This window comes from uncultured Mucilaginibacter sp. (assembly GCF_903913935.1).
Classification (GTDB): Bacteria; Bacteroidota; Bacteroidia; order Sphingobacteriales; family Sphingobacteriaceae; genus Mucilaginibacter.
Genome location: NZ_CAIWNH010000078.1, coordinates 1 through 2,069, shown reverse-complemented (window position 1 = coordinate 2,069; position 2,069 = coordinate 1). Strand labels below are relative to the sequence as shown.

General features: G+C 42.5%; 5 protein-coding genes. All 5 read left to right on the top strand.

Annotated features, from left to right (window positions below; all coding sequences use genetic code 11):
• Window positions 1–254 (top strand): hypothetical protein (locus QZY09_RS02995; RefSeq protein ID WP_295667884.1); only part of this gene is annotated, 254 nt, incomplete at its 5' end.
• On the top strand, window positions 251–547 hold the full coding sequence (locus QZY09_RS02990) for a hypothetical protein (protein ID WP_295667883.1): 297 nt from the start codon (window positions 251–253) through the stop codon (window positions 545–547). The genes QZY09_RS02995 and QZY09_RS02990, both read left to right, overlap by 4 nt.
• Window positions 548–720: 173 nt before the next feature.
• Complete coding sequence (locus QZY09_RS02985; RefSeq protein ID WP_295667881.1) at window positions 721–1,359, top strand: lipase family protein; 639 nt, start codon at window positions 721–723, stop codon at window positions 1,357–1,359.
• Window positions 1,356–1,670 carry a hypothetical protein gene (locus QZY09_RS02980; protein ID WP_295667879.1) on the top strand — a complete coding sequence of 105 codons (315 nt, stop codon included), beginning with the start codon at window positions 1,356–1,358 and terminating at the stop codon, window positions 1,668–1,670. The genes QZY09_RS02985 and QZY09_RS02980 overlap by 4 nt, the downstream gene beginning before the upstream one ends.
• Entirely contained in the window at window positions 1,670–1,996 is a 327-nt protein-coding gene (locus QZY09_RS02975; RefSeq protein WP_295667877.1) for a hypothetical protein, read from the top strand. Before QZY09_RS02980 ends, QZY09_RS02975 begins: the two co-directional genes overlap by 1 nt.
• Window positions 1,997–2,069: the final 73 nt, after the last annotated feature.

The following is a 2,069-nucleotide window of genomic DNA, read 5'->3' as shown; positions in this document are numbered from 1 at the left end:
TGAAAATACTAACACCGCCCAGCGAAACGGTTATTTATTTAGACCCTCCATACTTAGGAACGGCACAATATCAAAATAAAATTTGCCATAATGCTTTGTATGAGTATATTAATAGCTCGCCTTATAAGATTTATCTGAGCAGCTATGATGCACCTTATGAATCTGTTATGGAAATTGCCCATAGGTCAACTTTATCACCAACAAATAACAGCAAAAAAACCATAGAAAAACTTTACTGTTGCGAGGCGGCATGACAACTGCCCACATACAGCCATTAACGTTTCGTTGGTGGCGACGGCTTACCGGGTGGATGATTGTTATTGTTAGAGTTTATGATGATGGCAACGGCTACCTGATAAAATCGCCGTATAAATTTATAACCGTTGGTGTGATTTATAACGATGATATTTATATCCATGGCATGTCAAACAGCTTTATTGGGATTAGAGATTTAAAGGCGATGGATAAAAGGCTGCATGAAATGGGAATAAAAATGGCGCACTGGTCGCATGCTGGTAAAAATCACGCATACAAGCTGAAAGGATAGAATGAACATTTATCGTCTAAATTTTGAAATAACAGCGCCGGAAATAGCGACATGGCACAGTTGCGAAGTAAGGGCGCTTACAGAATGCGCGGCAATTTTAAAAATTAAAAACTCATTTCAAGGCAAGACAATTAAAATCCAATCCGTCACAATAATACAAGGGATTAAATAATATGAACTTAGTCGAATATGCGTATTTGCAACACACGGCGGAAAAAACAGGACATCCGTGGGTATTGCCGCCTGGTTATCAGCTTATAAAAGTTTTACGCTCCACGCCTCGCGGGGCTTTTGCAAAAAATGAAGTGTTTGGGTTTATTGCCAGGCACCAAAATAACATTGAAGTTGTTTTCCGTGTCACTGATTCACATCACGACTGGTTATCAGACGGCAATCTTGACCTTATTCCGCACAGGATTGGGGGTAATGTCCACGAGGGAGGGTACAAACTTTACGAACAAATGCGGGATGCAATTGAGTCGGTCGTGCTGGCTAATCCGGGCGGGGGTGTCAATATTAAAGGGCATAGTTTGGGATGTTGGCTTGCGACATTTTGCGCGGCTGATTTGGCTTTTTATGAGCCTAAAGTATTTTTGTACGCACCACCCAGACCGGGGGATGTGCAGTTTGCATCAGCATTTAACACAATTTGCACGGACGTAACACGCTACGCAAACAGTGAGGATATTGTCCCAACATTGCCCACACCGCATCATTATTGCCACGTTGGGAGGCCGGTTTATTTTACAAAACACACGGGCGACGTGGTTAAAAATCATGCTATGTCGCTCTATGATGAGGCGACAAAATGAAAAAGATATTAATGTTGGCTTTGATGGTACCACTTTGCGCCCAAGCTTATACTTGCCGCTCACCTGTCGTTAAGCGGCAGTTTGATGTTTTAAGCGGCCATCCAAAAGGTAGGCCGGGGTATATTGTGGATCATATTTGTGCGCTGGCGAATGGTGGTATTGATGCAGTCATTAATATGCAATACCAGACGATCTCAGAAGCGAAGATAAAAGACAGGCTAGAAAACACCACGGCGGGCAGATTAAAATGGTGTACCCCGGAAAACTCAACGCCGACGCGCGAAGTTTATAATTGCATAGGTAAAAGATAATGGTTTTAAAGCAACAACAATTTGCGGTGGCTATTGCCAAATTGATACTTTATGCGGACTCAGCAAGCCTGTATGTTACGTTTGGCGATGCTTACCGCGATCCACGACTACATGGCGCGATGGGCGAAAAAAAAGGTTATGGCGCGGCTAATTCATGTCATAAATTGCGTCTGGCCGTTGATTTGAATATCATTAAAAACGGTACAATTGCGCCAGAATCAGAATATAAAAAACTCCAAGATTATTGGAATAAAAATCTTGGCGGATCCCCTATGATAGAGGGTGATGCTAATCATTTTTCATGGCAGGATGGGATTTTCCGGTAGACTTTAAAGTGTCTAACAAAACGCTCAACCGGAGCGCGGTTAAAGTTTCTTTTCATTGTTCAGCTTCCAGGCC